The following is a 23,407-nucleotide window of genomic DNA, read 5'->3' on the forward strand; positions in this document are numbered from 1 at the left end:
ACGGCCATTTCACAGGGCAAATAGTGACGCGGTGCCCAGTAGTTCCTTGTCGGTACACTTCGTCGGCACCTATCATTCGGTCGATCGGTGCCGGGGCAACCGCGCCATGGGCGGCGAGCAAATGGCTTTTCAACTTTGCCGTAGGCAATTCCCTTTCGGGGCTCTCACGCTGCCAGGTTGACTGCGTCCGGAGATACTGCTGTTTTCGCCCTAATCACTCCCCGAGAACACACCACACAGGCACTCTCGGCACTTGGCGCACAGGCCATCAGCCCCGTGTCATCCAAGTGGTCAGGCTAATCAGATTCTTCGAGATGTTCTGAACCAAAGCCCCGTTGCCACGACCGACACCATCGATGTCGGCCTTATGCTTACTGCCGGATAACATGGCCGACATATGCAGGCTTGCGACCTTTCTCCGCGCGGATGCTTACAGAGTATTGACCGAGAACCACGCGCCAGGATGCAATGGGCACTACTCGCGATCCACCGTTACTCTTCCGCCAGCGCTGGATCCGGAATCTGCCAATCGTTGTGGTTGCCCTCCAATTGACGCCGGAAATGGTGGGTCAGTATCCTGACGTCCCGATCAGTGTTCTGAAGTTCATTCCACAGACGTTCTTCTCCGGCAGCGAACCGCCATCGTCCGGAAGTCCACGCACAGTGAGGTCTCAAGCCGTCCAGCGCCTGGGCGACAAACGGAGGATTCCATGCGGTGTCGAGGCGGCGCTTGGCGTGTAGGTGATCCATCACATAGCCGAGGGCGACGATTCCGACCCCGTGGGTGAGGCGACTGCTCTTAGGCGGCAGGTCCCACGCCTCAGGGAAGGCCAAACGCACGCCTTCCCAAAACACAGACACCAGTTCAACCATGCAGTCCATCGTGGCGTCTCTCGGCAGGTGATTGTCTTGAAGCGCAAACAACGCACCGTCGCTCAGGCTGTTGAAGACCATTCGGCGGACAGAGTTGTCTTTGATGATGCCTACGGCACACGTTGGCGTCTTGATTCGCTGGTACAGCGGCGAGGACGGATCACGGTTCAGTCGAGCTGTCAGAGTGGCCGCAATGTGCTGTTTTGCTAAGGCAGAGGGAAGGTGTCCATCGACTTCAGGAAGCAGTTCGTAGATGAGTCCTGATGGCAGAGGCTTGGTACGGTTTACGAGCACAAATTGCTTTCGTTGGTCCGCCACATCTGGGGAATGGAAAGCAGTCACGAAGACAGGGAAATCGCCGTGTGCGCAACTCGCTATGGCCGCCAGTCGTTGCTGACCGTCGACAACGAATCCACAGGGCACTTGCCCGTCCCCCGTTTCCGGAATATCGAGAATACCTCCACGTGAGACGCTGCCATTCACGTGTTCGGGTGTGAAGGCCTCGCGCCCATCAAGGGCGACGATGATCGTATTGGGCAGCACGGCGTTCACATCGTCAAGGTACTTTCTAATTTCTGCAATGTGCGTCACGACTTCCGGTCGCTGGTAGCCAATCAATTCTTCGGTGGTGCCTCGTCCCACGCGCGAGATATCCGCAACGCGCAGGATCTCCTCGGCCGTCGCCGCGAATGCATACACTTCGCGTCCGGATGGTTGTGATATTCGCAGGGCGTCAAACCGCATTGATTGGTTCCTTCTGACTGTTTCGTAAATGTTGGAGTTGCCGATGGAACTCCCAAAGATTATGGAATCCGCGCCGGCGGTTGCGGTTTGAGCCGCGGAATATAATCACCTCGACTCCGCATTCACTACACACGCGACAAGGACACTTCTCCCAAGGTCGGTCCTCCAATGTATGCCGATATGCATCTATATGCACCCGCGAGTTGAACTCCTGACCATATTCCACAAGAGGTTCGAGTGTCTTCTCGATAGAGAGAGTTCGTGCAGCATAGCTTCGCAGACCGCGTAGGGAGGCTTCCTCAAGGTCACGGAGACGACGCGACTGTTTGCGCCCCTCGAGAATCTGTCCCTTAAATAGTCGACTTTCGTCAGCGTGAGGTATTCGGATAGCGGTGTACCAGTCGTTAGGAGCGAGGTAGTTCCTCGTATGGTCCTTAAAGGCGCGGAGCAACGGAGACGTGCTGTCCAAGCTTTCAATGTTGTACTGAGTGAAGTGCTGTATGTCGTTGGCCTTCGTAAATCCAAATAGATGCAAGCGAACACTCGGCTCTACCTCCCGTACGGCCTCCAGCACATGGTGAATCTGGTTCACCCTGAGAGGTACAAGACCGCCAATCGCGACGTAATCGAAGCCGATGTCAACAAGCCTTGAGACTGCAAGCGCATACGATTTGGGGCTCCAGCCTTGCGCGACCCCTATTGGTTGGAATGGGACCTGCTGAACCTGACATGCAGCGTGAAATTCGCGTGCGAGCCTAAGGGTAAGGTCATAACGGCGCCTCCATTCGCCAGGTACGAGGTCTTCGAACAGGGCGGGGCCATCCAAGCTTTCATCATAGTGGAGGATGACGTGATCAATCGACACGGCGTGCGTGAAACCGCACTCGACGTAGTACTCGATCATGTCCGGGACAGTGTAAATCGGTTCCAGTTCGTTCACATATGAAAATGCTCCGCAGTCACCCATGATGGCGCCGTTGCATTTGTCCAAGTCGTAACGCAAGAACGCGCGGGCGCCTTCCCGCCGAAACCGCATACTCTGCGCCGTCGAGTACTTTCCCTGCCATCGATGATCACCCACCGTTGCCCGAGACACTAGAATGCCATCGTAAGGCGGCGGGGTGAAATACTCGTGCGCGTAAACATCGTGCCGTTGGACCTGGCGGTCCGGGCTGTGTTCCTCACGCTCAAAATCGAACCCCGGATCAATGTAGTCAAGGCTGTCGGCGAAGAAGAACTTCATTTTGTCACATTACCACGCCTTCAGTGATTGTCGGTCGTACACGGTTTACCTGCTCAGTGAAACGGGATTGCTCGCACTGCAAGCCGGAATCGCGAAATTCGCGGAGGAGGCGAGAAGCGGAAGCACCAGGGTCTACCATCAACCGCTCCTTGATAAACGACTCGATTTCCTCGGGTATCGGTTTTCTCCGCATGAGCCGCGGACTCTCGGATGGCTGGGTGGACAGGCTATCCCGTAGGGCTGTCTCCAGTTCGTCACGCTGCCATCTCCCCTTCTGCTTGATTGTCCGGATAACCCATAGCGCAACGCGTTGGTTAATCGTCGCGCGTGGTCCGGGATCAACTCGCTCATAGGTAATGGGTACTGGAAGAAGGCAAGCCCTCAAGGGCCCCTCTACTGTTGATGGTCGTATGCCAACCGAGACCACCACCAATTGTTGCGGGCCACACATTCCTGCCAACTCAGATATATCATCCCGAATCGCTCCGATGTAGTCGCTACCGCAAACTATGAGACAGAGGTCGGCGCTTTGGAGTCTCGACAATGGGGCGGCTTCTCCGGACCGAGTCGCGTTAATCGCTTTCCACCATCTCCGATGCCGCTCGCCCATTGTACCAGAATCTGTGAGACGATTGCCCACGCGGTCCAATCCAGGGGCGAAGGTGGCTGAATAGCCAGGCAGGGCCTCTTCTGATGATACCAGTCCGAATCCTGCGGAAATGACCGAGAAACGGACCTCGCCAAATTCCGCGGCCAGTTCTCTGGACTTGATGCTGAGATTCCACGCGCCACCCGCGTATAAAGCGCTCGGCGTCGCTCGCACGTCCCCGGATCGACATCGCTCCAGCCATTCGGCTGCGACTGCCAGGCTGTCACCACGACGAAGCCGATGAAACTCCAGACTATCGGTGCTCAAACGCTTTGAACTGGTGCAACTGGCTACAAGATTGATGTTCACAGCTTCATACTAGTACATCGGCACGGATGTAAACCATACGTTAACCATACTTATTTCATACTAATACCCTCGGTCGTCTGAATCGATAGTTCGCCCATTCAGCACATATGACGGATCAACTCCGAGGGCACTGCCCAGAGCTCGAAGCGTCCCGTTTCGAGGTCGCTGCGTTGAGCCTCTTTCGATGTCTTTGATCGTCGGTAGCGGAACTCCGGACTTAACAGATAAGTCCATTTGGGTCCAGAGTTTCGAGTCACGCAAAACTTTCAGTCTCTTTGCTAGGGTCTCTTGAAGCATGCTTACTACACTGTTGGCGACTTGACGGTATATAAACGGTCACCACACCTATTATGTAGAATCCAGCGAGTCCAACGCGTTCGCGAGCGACTTTCAGGCATTTCTTCCGATGTGGGCTCACGCGAGCATCGCGGCGGTGCGCACTGGAATCAGTGAATTCGTCGAGGTTCAGTGCGGTGAGAACGGCCGCCCAACCACATCGAGTTGCACGTGTTTCTCAGACCCAACCGTACAGAACATCGATGGGTGTCGATGTTCACCGGACGCTTGTCTTGGTTGATAAAGCAACGTTGTTTCTGTAAATTGGGTGGGTGTATTTCCGGATTTCCTATTAGTGTGAGTTGAAGTTGACGTAGCGTTTGTCGGTTTCCCAGTCGTCGGAGATCTCCATCAGGGTGGCACTGACCAGGCGGAGCAGAGACTCCTCGTTCGGGAAGAGCCGTGCCACGCGTGTGCGCCGGCGTATCTCCTGGTTCAGCCTTTCCAGGCCATTGGTGGTCCTGAGGATCTTGCGGTGGCCTTCCGGGAAATCGAACACCGTGAGCCCCTCCGGCAGATTTTCCTCCAGCCAGGCCGCAAGCTTCGGCGCCGCCTTCTGGTACTTCGCCACCGTAGTTTTCAGCCGCAGGTCGGCTTCCTGCCGATTTCCGGCGTTGAAGACCAGGCGGATATCGCTTGCCACCTCTGTCTTCATCTCCTGCTTAGGCACATACGCCTGAGCGTTCTTTTGCAGGTGGAATTGGCATCTCTGCCACGGCAAGCCGCCCAACACGGCCGTTCTGGCCACCTTCAGGCCCGCGTGATCGTCGCTGATCACCAGCTGCACACCACAGAGCCCACGTTCCGCCAAGGACAGCAGGAAATCCCGCCAATGCACTTCGTGCTCACTCAGGGATACCGAAACACCCAGTACCTGCCGGTGTCCCTCGACATCCACGCCCACCGCCACCAGAACCGCGGCGTCCTGTACGCTGCCGTTTCTGCGCACTTTCTCATAACGGGCGTCCAGAAACAGGTACACACACGTTCCCAGTGGACGGCTCCGCCACGCGGACAGCGTGGAATCCAGCTCCGCCGCAGCGCGGCTTACCTGGGTGCTGGTAACCTCGACCCCGCACAACTCCTCGGTGATCCTGGCCACCTTACGCGTGGAAACACCCTGAACGTACATCTCCGCCAGCGCAAGCTTCAAAGCGCGCTCCGAGCGAAGCCCTTTCTCCAGAGCCTGCGGGTAGAAACCGCCTTCCCGCACTTGCGGTATCGCGAAAGTCACTTCCCCCACGCGGGTCTGAACCGTCTTCGGCTTGTAGCCATTCGCATGGCCTACACGCCCTGCGTGACGCTCGTACAAACCCGCGTTCATATGCCGCTCGCGCTCGGCCTGCATCGCCGCGTTCACAACCACACGGATCGCGTCACCGATGCCGTCCAATCCTTGTTCACAAATCTGTTCCAGAAACCCCTCTGGCAGGCTAGAATCTTCTCGGTAGGCCACGGGTGTCTCTCCTTTCTCTGGTTTCATCAACCGAAAGGTAACACCCGGGCCTGCCACCCCGTGCTAGCAGGCAGACCGCAATCCCAATTTACAGAAACACTGTTGCACTACTTCTTGGTTTGTTTGCAGCAAGCCTACTCGATAAACACCGACATCAATGTCTGCGATATTGGAAGTGCCTTGAACGATCGGTATGGCAGTGCTGGCGGCTCGTAAGGATGGTACCTGGATGGAATCATCGAAACAGATGGGCTGAGGTTTTCGGGATGGGTTGGCATTGCGGCAACGCATACCTTGAACAATCTGGACCCGGCGATGTTCCGCATGTCCGGCGTGCCGGAGCGGTCCAGACCCGTGTAATACTCCACCTCTGATCTCTCAACTGTCCTGATTGGCATCGCGTTGGTCCTGGGTGTCCGCTTCGGCCTCACGGGAGTAGGGCAGAAGGTTGTTCACCAACCGTCATCCACACATGGGCGAGCGGACCGTCTGCCGCCACGGCAGAGAGCGTTGTGGCAAGAAACGGGACGCCGCTGCCCTTGACAACCTGGAGCAGGTGGCGAAGCCTGCCCTCCCCGGTCGTCACGATCAGCACCCTGAACGACGCCGCTCCGTATAACTCGAGGAACAATCCGCCGTCGAGGTACCGTTCGTAGCCTGTCGCCTTGCTCCCGAACTGCCGCGCGCTTGTATGGCCAAGATCGATCTCCAGGAAGAACGGGAATGACTGTCCGTTGGCTTCCCGCTGCAACGAGATGTAGGCATCCGGCTTGAACACTTCGCGCCGCCACGCGCCGCCGCCGACCCGGACATCGTACTCGTGCCGGCATAGGACCTCCGGCAGCCAACGGCCAATTCGCACTTGGGACTGTGCGGCCACAGATCGGCGGGCGGCCAAGTAGAAGTCGACAATACCTAGGGTGTGCTCCCAGAAGGTCGGCGTCGGGCTCTTGCGCGTTAGCTCACGTACTGAGCCTTCCTCCCACTGCAAGCGACGCGCTACGATCGGCACGGCTGCCGCGGCAATGCTATAGATGGCCTGCCCGACGTACGCCGCTCCCGGTGGATAGGACCGACGCAGGTACCCGTGATCGAACAGGAGGCGCAACCGCGTGCTGCAGCGGGTGAGCGAGCCGAAGTACAGCTCCTGGATCTGGTCACGCCGCATGGCGCGGTGGACGAAGAGATCCGCCAGCAGCGTTTCGTCGCGCTCCGTGAGGACAAGTCCCGCCCGTGCTTGGCGCCAGAAACGGCTACGCGGCAAAGCGTGGTCTTCGGGCATCACGAACCTCGTACGCGGCCGTTCGGCCGCGGGTCGGACTGGCCGCCAATCCGGCGATGAAGGCGGATCGGCGGGCCAGCTCAGCTTCCACCTCGGAACTCTTCTGGTCGAGACTCTCGCCGGCGATACGGCCAATTTCCTTGATGGATTCGCTGCTCACTGGTGGATCGGGCGAGCGCGGAACTCGGATGCGACAGCTTTGACGACCCCGGCGCACCACGAACGCCTCACCCACGCGCTGCGTCATGAGCGCCGTGCGCAGGCTCTCGCGGTCGGCATCGGCGACAATTTCGCGGGCCAATTCGCTGGCATCGACGGCGCCGGTCTGGAACAGCAGTTGTGTTCCGACATTGTTGCGAACGGCTTGCCGCAGACTGGCTGGCAGTTGCGAGAGGTTCTGGTGCGAGAGTGTGAGGCCGAGGCCAAAGCGCCGGCCCTCCGCGACGATCGCTTCAAACCTGTCGCTGGCCATGGTTTCGAACTCGTCGATGTAAAGGTAAACGGGACGCCGATCTCCTTCCGACTGGTCAACCCGAGCCATCATCGCCGCTTGCAAGGCTGAGACGATGAGTCCTCCGGCCAGGTGGGCGGCCTCGTGGAGGCGGTCCACCGCCAACGAAACGAGGAGCATGGCCCCCGGCTCGCCGTTGAAGAAACCACCCAGATCGAAGGCCTCACGTGCGCCGAACAGCCGCCGAAGCTGCGGCAGGCACAGCAGTGGGGTGACCTTGTTGAGCACGGGAAGGCGCCATGCCATTTGCTTCTCAGGGGACAGCGCGTTGTACCGCTCGAAGAATCCGCGCACATACGTATCTGAAACGCCGGCGAGAACGTGTTCACGAAATGCATCGTTGGACAGCAATGGCTCCAGTTCAAGCAGGGTCCACCCGGTCTCCGCCAAAACCATGAGGGCGTTGCGCAACGTCTCATCCAACTGGACGCCCCAGCTATCGGCCTGTGCCTTGATCACCGAGAGGACGTGCAGGGCCCGACCGTACGGATCACCCGGCCCGGCGAGCGGGTTGAACGGCAGGACGACACGCTCATCCCGGAGGTCCAGCATCGCCAGTCGTCCGCGTACTTTCTCTGGCCCAACCGCCGCCAGGCGCCGCAGCACTCGGTCGACGAGGTCGCCTCGCAAGTCGATGACGCAGAAACTGTGGCCGGCAGCGATGTCTCCTTCCAGTAGCCGGAGCAGGCAGTTCGTCTTGCCGCTGCCAGTAGCACCCATGAGGTAGACGTGTTTGAGCCGTGCCTCGCCGGTCAACGATACGTATTGTGGTCCAGTCGGCGGCGGACCCTTGGGCAGCACCGGGATTGTTCTCCCCAACCGGATAGATCCGGATTTGGGCAGTTCCCCATAGATGAATCGGGCCAGGACTTCGAGGGCGCCAAGCAGGAGGGCAACCACCAGGATGGAGGTAAGTAGAATTGATATGTGCTCTACCGACATCATCAGGTTTGAGCCTCCAAGCGTTTCGCCTCGCTCTGAGCGCGGAAAGCGCTGGTAGCACCCCGGATAACCCTATCCGGGGAGTTATCCGGGGCCTAGCGGCTCTTCGATATGTTCTTCTTGATGCCATCCATCGGACTGTATTGCCGGTGTTGCCGCTCAACGTCGGCATCCGCAAGCGCGACGTAGTGGTTGGTCATCTTCAAGGTGGTGTGCCCCAGCATCTTCTGCAGGGCGAAGCCGTTTCCGCCGTTTCTCAAAAAGAAGACGGCGGCGGTGTGGCGGAAGGTGTGAGGTGAGCAACGGGTGGCCTGGATGCCGGCGACACGACCGAGTCTTGCGATGAGCTTCTGCAGCCCCGAGCGAGTCAGCCCCTCCCCGCTGTTGGTGCCGCGGTCTCCGAGAAAGACGGCGTCGGCCTCGTCGCGTGGGTCTTCCCGCAGGTACTGATAGAGCGCCCGTTTGGTGGCCAGGCCGAAGTAGATCGGCCGGCTCTTTCCACCTTTGCCGTGGACGGTCAGGTGGCCGTTCTGGAGGTCAACCATTTCCAACGTGAGCCCACACAACTCCGAGGCGCGGATACCGGTGTCAACAAGCAGTGCGACAATGGCTTCGTCGCGGCGCGGATGGTTGGACCTGCGCGCGGCGGCGAGCAGCGCCTTGATTTGGGCTTCGGAAAATGGCTGGATCTGGTCGGGGCGCGAGATCGGCACGCGAATACCCTCGACGGGAGAGACCGTCAAAAGCCCTTCGTCTACGAGCCAACGGAAGAACGTCCGCACGTGAACGTAGTATGTCTGAACCGTACTGGGACCGACCGGCTTGTCGCACTGGGGATTGCCCCAACGCCCGCCTTCGTCTTCGTGTCCGTGGTTGAGGTAGGCCAGGAACTGGCGGATCTCCGCAGCGCCGCAACGTTCGTAAGCGCGGTCCTTGAGGAACCAAACGAGCTTGTCCACCACCATGCGGCGGTTTCCAAGCGAGCGGTCCGATAACTGGCGAATATCGCCGTCGAGGAGCCAACCTTCGACGGATCGCTCAAGCGAGCGAACGTCTAGGTCGGTCTGAGGAATTGCGCATTGAGGCTCCCTTTTCTGCATTTTGCCCTCCAGAACTGAGTTCGGAGGGCAGCGGGATGCCCGAGGAGTAGCCCCTTTTGAGCACAGTGGCCGCCGTGCTCAAAAGGTATGGTGGACCTGAAGGGATTCGAACCCTTGGCCTCCTCAATGCCATTGAGGCGCGCTCCCAACTGCGCCACAGGCCCCCAACACGCTTATTATATCAATGGCGCGAGCGTGTGTCAAGGAACGCCGCGGCAACCCGCCGCTGCGGGTTCCGAGCCGGTGGCAGAGCCGATCGACCCCTTCTGATCGCCTATACCTGCTAGGTTGTCGGAGTTACCGGAGTCCATGCTCCATCGGCAGCGCTGCTCTTCACGGCCGCCTTCAGAAATGCGATGCCGGCGGCGCCGTCCACCACATCGGGGTGCGGATAAGCAGCCTGAACGTCCTCGCCGTTTCGCCGACGGATCTTCAACTGAAGCGACTTGTGGAGATTCGCCAGGGCTTCGTGGAATCCTTCAGGGTGGCCGGCCGGCAGCCGTAAATACGCCTGCATGCTGGCCGGAAACGCGGAATACCCCGCGCCCAACCGGTAAACCTTCACCGTTCCGTCCGGACCGAAGAAGCGAAGGCTCATGTGGTCCAGCATCGTCCACTCCACGGTAGCCTTTGTACCGATAACGCGGAAGCCGTTGTCGTTCTGCGCGCCGATGGTCACCTGTGACGCCGTGACCGTGGCGATGCCGCCATTGTCCAATCGCGCAAGAACCGTGAAATCGTCGTCCAGAGCCCGATGCTCAACGAACGTCTTCAACCGGGCCTGCACTTCGGTGGCGGTCCGCCCCGTTACGAACCGGACGAACTCGTAGGCGTGCGTTCCGATATCGCCTCCGCACCCGGAGGCGCCCGCCTTGGCGGGGTCCACGCGCCACGAGGCCTGTTGCGATCCGGAGTCCTCGGCGCGATCGGCCAGCCAGCCTTGAGGGTACCACGCCTCAACTTTGCGCACTTCGCCGGCGGCGCCGCTCAAAACGAGTTCCCGGGCCAGCATCACCATCGGCAAGCCGGTGTACGAATACGCCACGCCGAACGGGAGGTCGCGCTCGCGGGAGATGTGGACGAGGTCCAGCGACTCAGCCAGCGTCAGGGTGAGCGGCTTTTCGCACAGCACGGGGAAACCGGCTTCCAGTGCGGCCCTGGCAATCGGGTAGTGGGAATCGTTCGGCGTAACGATGGTCACGTAGTCCATCCGGACATCACCCGGAAGCGCAGCCTCCTCGCGGATCATCGTGACGTAATCCGGATAGCCGCGAGTGAAGTGCAGGTCCTCCGCCGATTTCATCGACCCTGCCGCGTCCGAGCGGAGTGCTCCAGCGGTCAATTCCGCCGTGTTGTCCATCAGTATGGCTGTACGGTGCGGCGCCCCGAAGAAATTCGCCGGTCCACCCCCACCCACCATGCCCACTCTGAGTTTTCGCATCGCTTCCCTCCCTGTGTATCGTGTCAGACTCCAAATGCTTCGGCGGAGCGAAAGCCCCGCGCCCAATCCAATGCGGGCATCGGCCTCTTGCCCGAAGGCTGCACCGTGAGAAGTTCGAGGGCGCCGCCGCCGGTCCCAACGAGCACCCGCTTGCCCGCGATGCCCACGGCGCCGGGCGCGCCGGGCGCCTCAGACGCGGACGCCGCGGCCCATACTTTGAATTCCCCCCCCCGCCACAGGGTCCATGCGCCCGGTTTCGGGTTCATCCCGCGCACAAAGCAATCCAGCGCCGTCGCAGGGCGCAGCCAATCGATCCGGGCGTCTTCCTTCTCGATCGCCGGCGCGAGGGTGGCCAGACGGGGATCCTGCGGCTTCGGTGCGACTTCGCCGCGTTCCCACCCCGCAATCGTGTCCACCAGCAATCGCGCCCCGACGGCGGCCATGCGTTCGCCCAGCGTAAAGGCATTATCGACCGGCAGAATGTCCATTTCCGCGGCTGCCAGCACAGGCCCTGTGTCCAGTCCGGCCTCCGCGATCATCACGCACACCCCGGTCCGCGGGTCCCCGTTGATGATTGACCACTGGATGGGGGCGGCGCCCCGATAGGCGGGCAGCAATGAGCCGTGCACGTTCCAGCAGCCCAGCCGTGGAATATCGAGGAATGCCTGCGGTATGATTTGCCCGTACGCAGCGTAGGCCACGATGTCCGGCGCCAGGCCGCGTACCGTTTCGTGAAGGGCCTTGTCCTTGCGAAGGCGGACCGGCTGATAGACCGGCAGCCCATGGCCCAGCGCCGCCGATTTCACCGCCGACGGCAGCAATTCGCGCTTCCGCCCCACGGGTTTGTCCGGCTGGGTCACAACGCCAACGACCTCGTGGCCGGCGGCCAGAAGGCTTTCGAGGCTCGGAACGGCGAACGGCGCCGTGCCCATAAAGAGGATTCGCATATTGGTGATCGGGCGATTCATGCGCGGGTGGCGCGCCTTGCCGGCAGGCTGTCGCTTGACCGCGAAGACGACCGGTCTTACTATAACATAGCCCGCCGCTCACGTCCCCAACAAGCGTGAGTCCGCGCGGGCAGGAGAGCAAATATGAGCACTGTCGGCATAACCGTTATCGCCACGGACCGGCCGGGATTACTGCGGGACCTGGCGGGCTGCATCGCCGACGCCGGCGCCAACATCGAGTCCATCCATCATTCCTCCGCGGCCGTCGCCGAGATCCACATGGACGTGTCCGGAGACATGGACGACAAGGCGCTGTGCTCGTCGCTTGAAGAGGTGCAGGGCGTCACCTCGGTATCGATGCGTGACTCGATTGCTTCCATCTTCGGGAAGCGCGTCATCGTCATCGGCGGCGGCGCGCAGGTCGCGCAGGTTGTGCTCGGCGCCGTGTCGGAGGCAGATCGCCACAACATACGCGGCGAGCGCATCAGCGTGGACACGATTCCCCTCGTCGGCGAGGCCAAACTGGCCGAAGCCGTTCGGGCCGTTGGAAGCCTTCCGCGCGCGCGTATCCTGGTCCTCGCCGGCGCGATCATGGGCGGCGAGATCACCGAAGCCGTTCGCGATCTGCGCCGCGATCACAGCGTCCCCGTGGTGTCTCTCAATATGGTGGGCAGCGTGGTAGACGCGGTAGACCTCGTTGTGTCCGATCCTGTTCAGGCGGGCGTCATGGCTGTGATGGCGATCGCCGACACGGCAACGTTCGACATCACCCGCGCGAAAAATCGGAGACTATAGTCCCGGCGGCATCCCACAAGCCGGACGAAAGAGGGGCCCCTGCCGGTTTCGGCAGGGGCCCCATTGGTTGTCGATTGCGTGCTCAACGAACGCGCTTGCGCAGGAACGGTACCGCGGACAGGACCGCCGTGGCGAGCAGGGAAAGCGTTCCCGGCTCCGGAACCGGGGGGGTTCCGGGAAGGTTTGAGTCCGTGAGGGCGGTGCCGTACTGGAACCGCACGTTGCTGATATCACTCAGTTTCAGAGTGGGGGCCGCGAGGTCCAGGTGAACACCGTTGTTCACCAGGACAGCCGCCTGCATGGGACCGTTCGCGTTGGCGGCAATCCCATTGATCAGGCCGTAGTCCAGGCCCTGCAGATGCTGACCGTTGGCCGCGAAATTTCCAGAGCCGAACAGCCCCAGACCCGCTGCGCTCACGCCGGCGTTGGTACCGGCAGGACCGGAGAATCCGGCGTTATAGCCCCATTCCTGACCGATCGAAAAGGCCGGCGGGTTGGTGTAAACCGACCCGGGAAGCAGGCTGGCCGTTAACGGGGTCAGCGTATTCCCCGGAGCCAGCGTAAAGAGCAGCGCGCACAGGGCATCGCTGTCCGCCTTGCCCGGGGCGCCCGTGTTGATCAAGTCTATTCCCAAAACACCCGCGTTCAGGGTCAGCGTCACCTGCGCGGCAAGGCCGCTGCCGGTTCCGGGATTTGTGCCGCTTCCTGTGTAAGTTACAGTTTGCGCGGACAAAGCCGAAGTGGCCGCGAAGGCCACGCCAATCACCGTACAAATTGTTCCAAAGCCCAGTTTCATTCCTCACCCTCCATAGCTGTGCTGCCAGTTAGCACACTGCCACCATGATTGGCGGTTAAATAACCGAGCAGGCACGTAACGTGCCAATAACCGGGCGAGCTCAAAAACGTTGGGCTTTGCCGGCATTTCGGGCATCAATCCGTGTGAAGCCTACGCGCGAACGAGGCATAAAAGATGAGGCGGCTTGCCGCCGGCAAACCGTGCTGTACCGCGAAAGGCTCTCATGGACATCGCAGACCTACTCATCCTGGCCCCGCAAATGGGCGCGTCCGACCTCCACTTGACGGTCGATGCCCCCCCCTCACTGCGCATTCACGGCCACATCAAACCAATCGACGGCGCCCCGATTCTCACCCGCGACACGATACGAGCGATGCTTTACGACGTCCTCACCGACCAGCAGAAGGCACGGTTCGAGGAGCATCACGAGCTCGACTTCGCCGTGGAAATGGCCAACGTCGGGCGATTCCGCGTCAACGCTTTTGTCACCCGAAACGGCGAAGGCGCCGTGTTCCGCACGATTCCAACAAAGATCAGGTCGTTCGCCGAGCTGGGGCTTCCCGAGATCGTCCGCACCTTGTCAAGATGCGACAAGGGCCTCGTCCTCGTCACCGGACCCACCGGCAGCGGAAAATCCACCACGCTGGCGACCATGGTCGACATGATCAACGAGGAACGCAAAGATCACATCCTCACTATCGAGGACCCGATCGAATTCGTGCACTCACACAAGGGCTGTATCGTCAACCAGCGGGAGGTGGGGCCGCACACGGACAGTTTTGCGAACGCATTACGCTCCGCACTCCGCGAAGACCCCGATGTGATTCTCATCGGCGAAATGCGCGACCTCGAGACGATCGCCATGGCGATTACCGCCGCTGAAACGGGGCACCTTGTGTTCGGTACCTTGCACACAATGGGCGCGCCCCAGACGGTTGACCGCGTCATCGACGTCTTTCCTACCGACCAGCAGGCGCAGATCCGTGCGCAGTTCGCAGAAGCCATCCGCGGCGTCATTTCCCAGATTCTGGTGCCCTCGAACGATGGCAAGGGGCGCGCGGCGGCGATGGAGATCATGGTCGCAACGCCCGCCATACGAAACCTCATCCGCGAGGGCAAAACCTTCCAGATGCACAGCGTCATCGAAACGAGCACCCGCGACGGTATGTGTACGCTCGACCAGAGCCTCAAGTCCCTGGTAATGAGCGGGACAATCACGAAGGAAGACGCCCTTCACAAGGCATTTGATCCGGACGCCTTCGAAGTGCCGGATGAAGGCGACGGTCACGAAGACGCATTCTCGTTCGGTTCACCCCGGCCGGGTACGGCGCAGCAAAACGGCGGATCAGCGACACCCGGGAAGCAACCAACCTGGGGCAAGCCCATCAACTACTGACAAACCCGGGAGCCTGGATATGGACGAACCTGACATCCTCATGGACATGAATGAATCGCAGACGAACCTGCCGCTGGACAAGATGCTTATCCGTATGGCGGAACTGGACGCGTCCGACCTCTATCTCAAGCCGGGGTCACCGCCAACCTATCGGCTGAACGGCGTGAACACAACTTTCGACGACAAGGTTCTTTTCCCGGAGGACACCGAAGCGCTCATCACTCCCGCGATGTGCGCCCGGGACCAGCGGATCTTGGCGGAACGCCACGGCGCCAACCTCGCGCGCAGCGTGCAGGGCGTGGGCCGCTTCCGCATGAACGTCTACCGCCAGCGCGGATCCGTGGCGCTGGTCGCCCGCCGCATCAAGACCGAGATTCCTTCCCTCGATAACCTGCAGTTGCCTGACATTTTGAAGGAAATGGTCATGCAGCGCAACGGACTCGTTTTTGTGACCGGCGCCACGGGCTGCGGCAAATCCACCACACTCGCCGCCATGATCGACTTCCGCAACGCCACGGTTCCGGGGCATATCGTCACCATTGAGGACCCGATCGAGTTCCTTCACCCGGACAAGAAGAGCATCGTCAGCCAGCGTGAACTCGGAGTTGATTGTCCGTCGATGGAAGACGCGATGAAGGACGCGCTGCGCCAGGCGCCGGACGTCATTCTGGTCGGCGAAATCCGGGATGCGGCGATTATGGAACAGGCAATCGCCTTCGCCGAAACCGGACACCTCGTCCTCGGCACGCTGCACAGCACCAACGCCAACCAGACGATGGAGCGCATCATTAACTTCTTCCCGCAGGACCACCATCAACAGACATTGATGCAGCTCTCCTTGACGCTTCGAGCCATCGTCTCGCAGCGCCTCGTGAACCGCGCCGACGGGAATGGCCGGATCGCCGCGGTGGAAGTCCTGACCGCCACGCAGCGCGTCCGGGACCAGATCAAGAAGGGCGAGATCGACGCGTTGAAGTCAACGATGCGCGTCAACCAGGAGGAGGGCATGCAGACGTTCGACATGTCACTGTTCGATCTCCAGGATGCCGGCCTGATCACGAAGGAAACCGCCATCGCCAACGCGGACAGCCCGGCGGATCTCCGCATGCAGATCCGCGGATTCACGGCGATGTCGATAACGTAGGTGACGGGGGCCGCCCGGTGAGACGGGCGGCCCTCTGTGACTCCGTTTTGCCGTCGTTGCGCTCGCCGGCTAGCGGCTGGGACCCGGCTTCGCGTTCAGGAGTTGCTCGAGACGCGTCAGACGCGCTTCCAGTTCATCCACTCGCGCCGCCTTCGCCTCGAGGACGGCGATGCGCGCGTCCTTCTCCTGGATCTCCCTTTGCTGTGCCTTGATGGCCTCCACGGTGATCGGAACGATGTTGGCATACGCCACCGATTTGTAGCCCTGGGCATCCGCGCTCACGAGTTCCGGAAGCACTTTCTCAACCTCCTGAGCGATGAAACCCACCTGCGGCCCGTCCGCGAAGCCGTGTTCCGGCCACTTTGCGCGATTCCAGTCGAACGAAACGCCGCGGAGATTCAACACGGCCCCGAGGGCGTTGTCGAGGGTCCGCACGTTCGTCTTGTAACGGGAATCGGATGACAGGACGACTCCGTTGGCGCGCACATTCCCTCTGGCATTGATATCGCCCTGCACATCCAGCGGGTACCCGGGAGCGTTCGTGCCGATACCCACTCCGCCGGAAGCGCGGATGAGGAACTGGTTGACGTTGGTCGAAGCGAAGTCGGCGAACCCGCTGTCTCCCCATACGAAGGCGCCGTCGTGGTTCGCCTTGGCGTGGTTGCCGGCGGCAAAGGAGTAAATGCCGGCCGCGGTATTGTTGGCCCCGCCCGGCACCGTGGACTCGGCGCCGCTTGCGCTGTTGGTATACCCGCCTCCGATGACGGCCCATTGCCCGCTCATCCTGTGGTTCCAACCTCCTCCGATGAAGCCCGCGCCACCGGTGGCCTGGCTGTTCCAGCCGCCCGCCACGGTGTCGTAATCGCCGGTGGCGAAGTTGGCGGTCCCACCGCCCACTGTAGTAAACCGCTTTGTGGCCTGATTCCCCACCCCGCCCGCGATGGTGCTGCCGCGCGCGTCATTGAGGTCGGCGTTGCCGTTTCCTACCGTGTTGCCCGAACCTCCACCGATCGTTCCGTAGTGGTCGGTGATGGTGTTGACATTGTCCACGTAGGAGCTGTTGACGGTATTTGTGTACCGGATCCCCCCGCCGGCGATGGTGGCGCCCGCGACGCCGGGGGTGATTGCGTTAAGGCCGTACCCGTTCGCGATATTGACAGAGGTAATCTGATAGGTGCTGTCCGGGACCTGCACGTACTGCATAAAGAGGGACCGGCTGTTATTGACGCGCGCCGTGAAAGGCTGATTGTCCGTGGTGCCGATGAAATTGCTGCCCGGGTTCGTGCCCGCGTTGCCGGTGAGGCTCCACCCGGAACCGCCGCCCGCCGCCGCGGTCGTCTGCTTCGTGCCGTCCGGGAAGATCAGGCCGTTACCGGCGCCACTGATCCGGGAATCGCCGAGGACATCCAGCATCGAAAGGGGGGCGTTCGTGTTGATCCCAACGCCGCCTCCCGCTCGGATGAGGAACTGGTTGACGCCGGTGGAGGTGAAGTCCGCGGCGGTGTTATCGCCCCAGACGAACGTGCCATCGTGGTTGGACTTTGCACGGAGCCCTGCTGCGAATGAGAAGGCGCCGGTTGCCGCGTTGAAATCGCCGCCGGGGATAACGGCGCTGGAGCCGCTTGCGATGTTCGCGTAACCGCCGCCAACCGCGGCATTGCCTCCGGTCGCCTGGTTCGCCCGTCCGCCGCTCACCACGGATTCATATGTGCCGGTGGTGTTGTCGCGGCCGCCGCCGATAGTTGAAAAGTCGCCCTGCGCCTTGTTGCCGCGACCGCCCGCCACCGTTGTGTACTGCTGCGGCGCCTGGTTGGACTGTCCTCCGCCTACGGCGGTATAGAAGTTGCTCGCCGTGTTGGCGCTGCCGCCCGAGATCGCGGAGCCAACTCCGCTCGCGGTGTTGCCAAGCCCGCCACCCACAAAGGCGGCCTGTCCGCTGGTGTTACCGTAGCCTCCGCCCACCGTGCCGAACTCGCCCGTGACGCTGTTCGGGAGGTCGGTGCCTGCGACGCTGTCCATGCCTCCGCCGGAAATCGTAGCTCCAACCACGTTCGCGATGGAGTTGACCTGGGACCCGCCGAGGACGTTTGCGCCGCGATATTGGCCGGTTGCGTTCTCGGCGTACGTAAGCCGCATCGCCTGGAAGCCATTGGATTTCAAGACGAGCGGCTGGTTGTCAATGGTGCCGATGAACTGGGTTGCGGGATCAGTGCCGGAATTGCCGCTAAGGGTCCAGGAAGCCCCGTTGAGGGCGCCCGGAGCCACACTCGCGGCATAGTTGGCGTACGGCACGGCTGATAACTGCACGCGTGGCGTCATTTCGGGATCCGTTCCAACCTTGACGCCTACGTAATATGGCACGTTGAATGGGATCGCAGCGAAAGCGACGGGATCGCCGTCGCCGATGGTGGTGGCAAGCAGGCCGCCCGTTACGGAGACGGTCTTCGCTTCCGAATAGACCGCGGTACCGCCCGTGGCGACCGCGTAAAGGGCGACAGTGATCGGCTGAGAGGCGTTGGTGACAGGTACGCCGACAGCGGTTTTCAGTACTGCCTGGAACGGAATGGCGCGAGGGGGGTCGGCGGAAGCGGCAACGGCATAACCGAGGATGGCGGAGACAACCGCCAGAACGCGAATGGATCCGTGGCGCATTATATTCTCCTAGTAAGAGTGCAGCGCCTCAAACGGCAGATGATGCTCCGTTCGCACAAAAGTCGCTTAGGGCTGCGTATCAGGGCCGACGCTGATGAGCTGCCGGCTCCCATAACCGATGACAATACAATACTATCACGGCTGGTTGTTAATCGCACAGGCGGTTCTGTGTTTTCGTGAGGAGAAGGGCCAAAAAAAAGAGGCGGACGGGGCGATGGCCGCAGCCCTGCGTGATGGTGCGTTTGGGGCCGGCAGGGCAGGTTTATCGTCCACTGGCCGCAGCCCACTACCGTGTGCTACCAACCCCCGAAGAGGTCGCTCCAGTACAGCTCAACGCGATCGCGCAGACCCTCCGGTATGCGCGGTTCGAACGGGAGCGTTTCCCGCTGCATTGCATCGGCCATGACCCGCGCCGTTGAAGAGACATGCGACGCCATCACCGGGAGCGAGACCCGGCTCATGTCGTCGTCGGGGCGATGGTTAAAGAAGCGCCCGCCCGTGCAGTTGTGCCTTCCCAGGTACAATCCGGGAATTCCTGCGGCGACGAACGGAAAATGATCGGCGTACGGCACGATCCCGTGATTGAAGCGTGGGTAGATGCCCTCTTCGCCGAAGAACGGCTTCAGGTACGATTCCAATTCGCCAGGCCCGTTGCACACGATCTCGGTCCACCCCAACCACGACGAGTAGCTGTCCAGGTTGAACATGAGCCGCCCTCGCCTGGCGATCTCGCCGCGGTGGCTTCGCACGTAACATGCGCTGCCAACAGACAACTGCTCCTCCGCTCCGAAACTGATGAGCCGAACCGTTCGTTGGCGGGGCAGCGGCGCAAGCACACGGGCAAGCTCAAGCAGACCGCTCACGCCGGACGCATTGTCGTCGGCCCCTGGTGAATCCGCCTGGGTATCGTGGTGCGCGCTCAGGTACAGGATGTCGCCGTCATCGTCGGCGCCGGGGAGCGTCGCGATGACGTTGCTGGAGGCTCCGGGTTCCATGCCTCCGTCAACGATCAAGCGGGCGGATGTGGCGCCCTCGACCTTCCACCGCCACGCATCCATAAAAGCAACGTTGACAGACGGCCGGGCGCCCAACGCCTGCGTGTAGGCGGGGAACATACCGTCGGCAAGCGGCGTGGTTCCCGGGTAGCGGATGTCAACGATGAGCAGGAACGCAGGCTCCACGTCCATCAGGTGCCGGTAGTGCTCTCGCGACTCGATATGCGTACCCAAATGGACGACCGCCTTGCCCCGCAGGTGTGAGAGGTCAGACCGCTGATAGTCGGTAGGGGCTTCGAAGAACACAATGGGCGCTTCAACCGGCATACCCTGCGTCCCGGGAGTGCTGCTGAACAGCGAACACGCAAACTCGTGCCACGACCCGGCGATGCACACCTCCAAGCGCTGCGACTGTACGCGCCGCACGTTGACCGGAAACGTCTCCACCGCCACATCCGCGCCGGTGGCCCGGAACTCGTCCGCCACATACTCGCAAGCCGCCGTTTCCTCAGCAGTCCCCGCAAGGCGGACGCCGATGTCACACGTCAGGCGCCGCAAATGTCGTTCGAGATGGCCCTCTGAAATCCGTTCCACTTCGCCTCCCTACACCGGTTTGTCTACCCGACACCCGCCACCCGTCACTCACCGCCCCCTACCCCTTCAGGCCGGTGGTCACAACGCCCTCGATAAAGTACCGTTGGAACGCGAAAAAGACGATCAGCACCGGCAGCGTGATGACCGTACTCGCCGCCATCACCTGCGTGATATCCGTTCCCCATGCGTTCTGGAAACTCACGAGGCCCAACGCGAGGGTTCGTTTGTCCAGGCTGTTCAGATAGATGAGCGGTCCCATGAAGTCGTTCCACGCCCCTACGAAGGCGAACAGCGACACCGTTACGAGGACGGGAGTCGCCAGCGGCAGCATGATGCGCCAGTAGATGGTCCACGTGCCGCATCCGTCGATGCGTGCCGCGTCCTCCAGGTCGTTGGGCAGGGTCAGAAAGAACTGGCGAATCAGGAAGATGAATGTGGCGCTGCCGAAGAAGGCGGGCACGATCAGCGGCAGAAGCGTATCGTACCAGCCCAGGCTGCGGAAAATGATGAACGCCGGTATCATGGTCACCTGGCCGGGCAGCATCAGCGTGGCGAGAACGAGTATGAACAGCGCTTCCTTCCGCGGGGCGCGCAGCCGGGCGAATGCAAACGCCGCCATAGAGGAGGTCAGTACCAGACCGATGACGCTGAGAACTGTGATGACAAGCGTGTTGCCGAGATACGAGGGCCACGGCGCCCCCGCATACGCGTCCACGTACCCCTTCACGGTCACGGGGTTCGGCCACAGGTGAATCCCCGGCTCCGCGACCGTTTCCGCCAGCTTGAACGACGTGCTCAGCATCCACGCGAACGGAAACGCCAGGGCCAGCGTCCCCGCGAGGAGCAGCGCGTAATACCACCGGGGCGCGGAGTCATCGAAACGGACCTTCTTCATTTCGATGTCCCTCCTTCGTAATAAACCCAGCGCTTCGCCCCGACGAAATTGATGAGCGTGATGACAAGCACTATCACAAAGAGCACCCACGCCATCGCGCTGGCGTATCCGATCTTCAGCCACTGGAACGCATTATTGAACAGGTAGAGAACGTAGAAAAGCAGGCTGTCTTCCGGTGCGCCGGTCCCCGCGGTCATTACGTAGGCCTGGGTGAAGACCTGGAAGCTGCCGATAATACCCATCACCAACTGATAGAAGATCACGGGCGTCAGCAGCGGCAGCGTAATGTGCCGGAAGCGGCGCCACCCGCGGGCGCCGTCCAGTTCGGCCGCCTCGTACAGCTGAACCGGAATCCCCTGCAGGCCCGCCAGGTAGATGAGCATTGCGCCGCCGACGCCCCAGATCGACATGATGACGAGAGCGGGCTTGGACCAGACCGGATCGGAGAGCCAGCCCGGTGGGTCTGTGACGAGCGGCAGCCAGTGAAGGCCGTTCGATAGCGCCGGTCGGATCGGAAGCATGAGAAACTTGTTCAGAAGGCCGGTCGTCGGATTGAACAACTCCTTCCACAGGAGCGCGGTGGCGACACCCGATACCACCACGGGCAGATAGAACAGCGTGCGGAAGACGCGGATGCCGGGCAGTTTCAGGTTCAGCAGCATCGCCGTCGCGAGTCCGGCCACGACCGCCATCGGCACGGCCATCACCGAGTAGACGGCCGTGTTGGCGAGGGCTTTGAGAAATCTCGGGTCGTTAGTGAACAGGTCCGTGTAGTTGCGAATGCCAACCCAACGGCCCGGGGTAAGCACATCCCACTTGCTGAAGCTCAGGGCCAGCGACGCGGACACGGCGCCGAACGTCAGGAGCAGAAAGCCGATGAGCCACGGAGCCAGGAAACCGTAGAATTCCAGCGCTTCCCGCCTGTCCCGTTTGGAATGCCGCGTGGCCCTGCCCACGCCCGCCGTAACGCCGCCGATCATCAGGGCCAACACCATGCCAAGGAATCCCAGGACCCTCGTCCACCGAATGGCCGGGAAGGCGGACATGTCCTCATTGCTGCGAGAGAGGATGCGTTCGCAGTCATGGGCCGCCGCATTAAGCGCCTGTTCCGGCGTCTTTTTGTGCTTGAACGCCAGCTCAATCTGCCGGTCAATCGCGTCCTGCATCTCCATGTAACCCGGGACGACCGGGATGCTCCTGCCGTACGGCAGTTCGCGCACGAAAGGCCCCAGCAGCGGATCGTTCGTGTAAGACGGGTCTGTCGCGGCCGAGATACGGGCGGGAAGGCGCCCGCTTTGGGCGCAAACGGCCAGAAGCTGTTCCTTCGCGGAGGCGTACTTGATGAACTCCCACGCGGCCTCTCTGTGCCGGCTGCCCCTCGGAATCACGAGGGAGTTGCCCACAACCTCAATCACGTGATCGCGGCTCGTCGGGACGGAGGTTACGCCATAGTCGAGGTTAGGGAAGTACCGCTTCAGGTCCGGGATGCGAAACGGGCTGTCCAGGCGCATCGCGACCTTCTGCATGCCGAACGAGTCGGAAGCGGCGCCCGAGAACTGCGCGCCGAACGCATTCAGCGCATCGTAGTTCCCGCACATCGTGTCCATCGTTTCCACCCAGTAGGCGAGGGTCCGGACGCCAACCGGGGACTGGAAAGCGGGGTGCCGGGCGTCTCGCGAGAGCAGGTCCCCGCCGCTCTCCCACAGGTATTCGCGGAAATTGCTCACCTCCGCGTAGCCCAGTTGAGTCAGCCGTCCGGCGCTGTCCTTCTTCGTCAGGCGGAGGGAATACTGGCGCAGCTCATCCCACGTCCGGGGCGGCCGGTTCGGATCCAGGCCTGCCTCGCGAAACATCCGCTTGTTATACAGGAGGGCCTGGGGGGACAGCACCCAGGGCAAGCCGTACAGCTTCCCGTTATATGTGTTCTGGGCGACGGATACAGGGTAGAACGCGCGCAAATCCACGCCGTCGCGCGCAGCGAGCCGGTCGATGCGCTCCAGGCCCTCGCGGGCCATCAGTTCTCCGCCCAGGTCCGTGTAGAACCGCACGACATCCGGGGGAACGCCTCCCGCAACGCTCAGCAGCATCTTCTGTTGAATCTGCTGCATCGGCATCAGCATCCCGCGCACTCTGATGGTAGGGTGGGATGCATTGAACCGGGCGACCATCGCGTCGATCGCGATTTTCTCGTCGTGGCTTGCGCCGAACCAGAACACCACGTCCTCGGCTGCGCGCGCGGGGATCGCGCCCAACAACAGGGCCAGAACTAACGCACAAAAGGGATTTCTCACGCTTGTACGGTAACCC

At 61.4% G+C, this 23,407-nt stretch carries 17 protein-coding genes and 1 tRNA gene; 3 read left to right on the forward strand and 15 right to left on the reverse strand.

Annotated elements, in window-relative coordinates; genetic code table 11:
* Window positions 1-492: 492 nt before the first annotated feature.
* From dbpB to fmt, 10 genes are all read right to left on the reverse strand, one after another.
* Window positions 493-1,617, reverse strand: coding sequence for a DGQHR domain-containing protein DpdB (gene dbpB, locus VGM51_12700; protein ID HEY3413894.1), 1,125 nt, complete (start codon window positions 1,615-1,617; stop codon window positions 493-495).
* Window positions 1,607-2,860 carry a tRNA-guanine transglycosylase DpdA gene (gene dpdA, locus VGM51_12705; protein ID HEY3413895.1) on the reverse strand — a complete coding sequence of 418 codons (1,254 nt, stop codon included), beginning with the start codon at window positions 2,858-2,860 and terminating at the stop codon, window positions 1,607-1,609. The genes dbpB and dpdA overlap by 11 nt, the downstream gene beginning before the upstream one ends.
* 1,586 nt (window positions 2,861-4,446) lie before the next feature.
* Window positions 4,447-5,610, reverse strand: coding sequence for an IS256 family transposase (locus VGM51_12710; GenBank protein ID HEY3413896.1), 1,164 nt, complete (start codon window positions 5,608-5,610; stop codon window positions 4,447-4,449).
* A gap of 134 nt (window positions 5,611-5,744) precedes the next feature.
* Window positions 5,745-6,008: a hypothetical protein gene (locus tag VGM51_12715; protein ID HEY3413897.1), complete on the reverse strand. Its 264-nt coding sequence runs from the start codon at window positions 6,006-6,008 to the stop codon at window positions 5,745-5,747.
* Window positions 6,009-6,037: 29 nt separating this feature from the next.
* Window positions 6,038-6,892: a replication-relaxation family protein gene (locus VGM51_12720; protein HEY3413898.1), complete on the reverse strand. Its 855-nt coding sequence runs from the start codon at window positions 6,890-6,892 to the stop codon at window positions 6,038-6,040.
* On the reverse strand, window positions 6,864-8,159 hold the full coding sequence (locus VGM51_12725) for a type IV secretion system DNA-binding domain-containing protein (GenBank protein ID HEY3413899.1): 1,296 nt from the start codon (window positions 8,157-8,159) through the stop codon (window positions 6,864-6,866). Before VGM51_12725 ends, VGM51_12720 begins: the two co-directional genes overlap by 29 nt.
* Window positions 8,160-8,440: 281 nt before the next feature.
* Window positions 8,441-9,445 carry a tyrosine-type recombinase/integrase gene (locus VGM51_12730; protein ID HEY3413900.1) on the reverse strand — a complete coding sequence of 335 codons (1,005 nt, stop codon included), beginning with the start codon at window positions 9,443-9,445 and terminating at the stop codon, window positions 8,441-8,443.
* A gap of 88 nt (window positions 9,446-9,533) precedes the next feature.
* Window positions 9,534-9,609: transfer RNA gene (locus VGM51_12735), tRNA-Ala, on the reverse strand.
* Between the two features lie 119 nt (window positions 9,610-9,728).
* On the reverse strand, window positions 9,729-10,886 hold the full coding sequence (locus VGM51_12740; GenBank protein HEY3413901.1) for a Gfo/Idh/MocA family oxidoreductase: 1,158 nt from the start codon (window positions 10,884-10,886) through the stop codon (window positions 9,729-9,731).
* Between the two features lie 23 nt (window positions 10,887-10,909).
* A complete protein-coding gene (fmt, locus tag VGM51_12745; GenBank protein ID HEY3413902.1) occupies window positions 10,910-11,854 on the reverse strand; it encodes a methionyl-tRNA formyltransferase in 945 nt (314 codons plus the stop codon).
* A gap of 123 nt (window positions 11,855-11,977) precedes the next feature.
* Between fmt and VGM51_12750 the strand changes: the two genes are divergently transcribed.
* Window positions 11,978-12,628 (forward strand): DUF5612 domain-containing protein, encoded by a 651-nt coding sequence (locus VGM51_12750; GenBank protein ID HEY3413903.1) that lies wholly within the window; start codon window positions 11,978-11,980, stop codon window positions 12,626-12,628.
* Between the two features lie 82 nt (window positions 12,629-12,710).
* Here VGM51_12750 and VGM51_12755 read toward each other — a convergent pair whose 3' ends face one another.
* Complete coding sequence (locus VGM51_12755) at window positions 12,711-13,424, reverse strand: XDD4 family exosortase-dependent surface protein (protein HEY3413904.1); 714 nt, start codon at window positions 13,422-13,424, stop codon at window positions 12,711-12,713.
* 223 nt (window positions 13,425-13,647) lie between these two features.
* Here VGM51_12755 and VGM51_12760 point away from each other — a divergent pair, with 223 nt between their 5' ends.
* The gene (locus VGM51_12760) at window positions 13,648-14,820 is read left to right on the forward strand and encodes a type IV pilus twitching motility protein PilT (protein HEY3413905.1); all 1,173 of its coding nucleotides are present in this window, start codon (window positions 13,648-13,650) and stop codon (window positions 14,818-14,820) included.
* A gap of 19 nt (window positions 14,821-14,839) precedes the next feature.
* Window positions 14,840-15,964, forward strand: coding sequence for a PilT/PilU family type 4a pilus ATPase (locus VGM51_12765; GenBank protein ID HEY3413906.1), 1,125 nt, complete (start codon window positions 14,840-14,842; stop codon window positions 15,962-15,964).
* 69 nt (window positions 15,965-16,033) lie between these two features.
* Here VGM51_12765 and VGM51_12770 read toward each other — a convergent pair whose 3' ends face one another.
* The 4 genes from VGM51_12770 to VGM51_12785 all read right to left on the reverse strand — a co-directional run bounded on the left by VGM51_12770 (window position 16,034) and on the right by VGM51_12785 (window position 23,391).
* Window positions 16,034-18,616 carry a tail fiber domain-containing protein gene (locus tag VGM51_12770; GenBank protein HEY3413907.1) on the reverse strand — a complete coding sequence of 861 codons (2,583 nt, stop codon included), beginning with the start codon at window positions 18,614-18,616 and terminating at the stop codon, window positions 16,034-16,036.
* A 296-nt stretch (window positions 18,617-18,912) separates the two neighbouring features.
* Window positions 18,913-20,205 (reverse strand): M28 family metallopeptidase, encoded by a 1,293-nt coding sequence (locus VGM51_12775; protein HEY3413908.1) that lies wholly within the window; start codon window positions 20,203-20,205, stop codon window positions 18,913-18,915.
* A 58-nt stretch (window positions 20,206-20,263) separates the two neighbouring features.
* Window positions 20,264-21,100, reverse strand: a complete 837-nt coding sequence (locus VGM51_12780) for a carbohydrate ABC transporter permease (protein ID HEY3413909.1) — start codon at window positions 21,098-21,100, stop codon at window positions 20,264-20,266.
* Window positions 21,097-23,391 carry an extracellular solute-binding protein gene (locus VGM51_12785; protein HEY3413910.1) on the reverse strand — a complete coding sequence of 765 codons (2,295 nt, stop codon included), beginning with the start codon at window positions 23,389-23,391 and terminating at the stop codon, window positions 21,097-21,099. Before VGM51_12785 ends, VGM51_12780 begins: the two co-directional genes overlap by 4 nt.
* Between the last annotated feature and the right edge of the window lie 16 nt (window positions 23,392-23,407).

It is taken from the genome of Armatimonadota bacterium (assembly GCA_036504095.1).
Lineage (GTDB): Bacteria > Armatimonadota > DTGP01 > JAKQQT01 > JAKQQT01 > DASXUL01.

Bases quoted from the DNA above. Each gene is read 5' to 3' on its own strand.
- VGM51_12755 (HEY3413904.1), bottom strand. From the start codon at position 13,424: ATGAAACTGGGCTTTGGAACAATTTGTACGGTGATTGGCGTGGCCTTC.
- VGM51_12760 (HEY3413905.1), top strand. From the start codon at position 13,648: ATGGACATCGCAGACCTACTCATCCTGGCCCCGCAAATGGGCGCGTCC.
- VGM51_12720 (HEY3413898.1), bottom strand. From the start codon at position 6,892: ATGCCCGAAGACCACGCTTTGCCGCGTAGCCGTTTCTGGCGCCAAGCA.
- fmt (HEY3413902.1), bottom strand. From the start codon at position 11,854: ATGAATCGCCCGATCACCAATATGCGAATCCTCTTTATGGGCACGGCG.
- VGM51_12765 (HEY3413906.1), top strand. From the start codon at position 14,840: ATGGACGAACCTGACATCCTCATGGACATGAATGAATCGCAGACGAAC.
- VGM51_12715 (HEY3413897.1), bottom strand. From the start codon at position 6,008: ATGCCAATCAGGACAGTTGAGAGATCAGAGGTGGAGTATTACACGGGT.
- dbpB (HEY3413894.1), bottom strand. From the start codon at position 1,617: ATGCGGTTTGACGCCCTGCGAATATCACAACCATCCGGACGCGAAGTG.
- VGM51_12750 (HEY3413903.1), top strand. From the start codon at position 11,978: ATGAGCACTGTCGGCATAACCGTTATCGCCACGGACCGGCCGGGATTA.
- VGM51_12780 (HEY3413909.1), bottom strand. From the start codon at position 21,100: ATGAAGAAGGTCCGTTTCGATGACTCCGCGCCCCGGTGGTATTACGCG.
- VGM51_12730 (HEY3413900.1), bottom strand. From the start codon at position 9,445: ATGCAGAAAAGGGAGCCTCAATGCGCAATTCCTCAGACCGACCTAGAC.
- VGM51_12770 (HEY3413907.1), bottom strand. From the start codon at position 18,616: ATGCGCCACGGATCCATTCGCGTTCTGGCGGTTGTCTCCGCCATCCTC.
- VGM51_12740 (HEY3413901.1), bottom strand. From the start codon at position 10,886: ATGCGAAAACTCAGAGTGGGCATGGTGGGTGGGGGTGGACCGGCGAAT.
- dpdA (HEY3413895.1), bottom strand. From the start codon at position 2,860: ATGAAGTTCTTCTTCGCCGACAGCCTTGACTACATTGATCCGGGGTTC.